The organism is Vibrio sp. 378 (genome assembly GCF_033339435.1).
Genome location: NZ_JAWOUO010000241.1, coordinates 1 through 930 on the forward strand (window position 1 = coordinate 1; position 930 = coordinate 930).

Below are 930 nucleotides of genomic sequence, written 5' to 3' on the forward strand. Positions count from 1 at the left end.
CCGGTTGGTACTTCTCACATCCAGACTCTCGCTATTTGGCGATCGCTCAGAGCCAAGACGATCAGTTAGAGAGTTAGGCTGATCGTAAAGGTGGGGATAGGATCGAAGCTGAAAAATGGTTGGGGCCAAACATTAACGGCTAAATCAAGTGAACAAGCAATAAAAAGGGCTGCCAATGTGCAGCCCTTTAATTTGTCGTTGTTCCCTCAACAACCACGTTATGCTTTTTGAACCACGGTAGTGGTCACTTGAGGATACAAACCAATGTTATTGTTCGAAGAGCTCTGTATGCAGCTTCTGAATGGCTTGCTTCGCCACCGACTCATTCACAAGGAAGCATAGGTTATGAGGACTTGCTCCATAACAGATCATGCGTAAGTTCAAATCTTCTAGCGTACCAAACACTTGCTTCGCATAGCCTTTACGTTCACTCATCTTGTTACCAATCAAGGCTACCAAACAAAGGTCATGTTCTACTTCGACCTTACACAACTCTTCCAACTCTTCTCGTGCTGCTTGAGGAAGTTGTGGTGCGCCTCCTGAGGTATCAGTTTGATCCAGTGTGAGTGACACACTGATTTCTGATGTGGTGATAAGGTCTACCGAAATTTTGTGCTTGGCTAAAATCTCAAATACTTTTGCTAAGAAGCCGTACGCATGGAACATGTTCGCACTACGTAGAGTGACCATCGTTTGATTACAACGCAGAGCGAGAGCACGGAACAGCGGTGAGCTTTCGACTTGATGACGAATCCACGTGCCGCCTTTTTCTGGTTCTTTGGATGAGCCAACAAAAACCGGGATATCATGACGCAGAGCAGGGACTAGTGTTGATGGGTGTAATATTTTCGCGCCAAAGTTAGCCATTTCAGAGGCTTCACTAAAACTGATCTCTGGGATTGGTGATGCTTTTGGTGCGATGCGAGGATC

General features: G+C 45.9%; 1 protein-coding gene. It reads right to left on the reverse strand.

Annotated elements, in window-relative coordinates; translation table 11 throughout:
• Positions 1–267: 267 nt before the first annotated feature.
• Positions 268–930 (reverse strand): ACT domain-containing protein (locus R7Q48_RS25445; protein WP_411979286.1); only part of this gene is annotated, 663 nt, incomplete at its 5' end.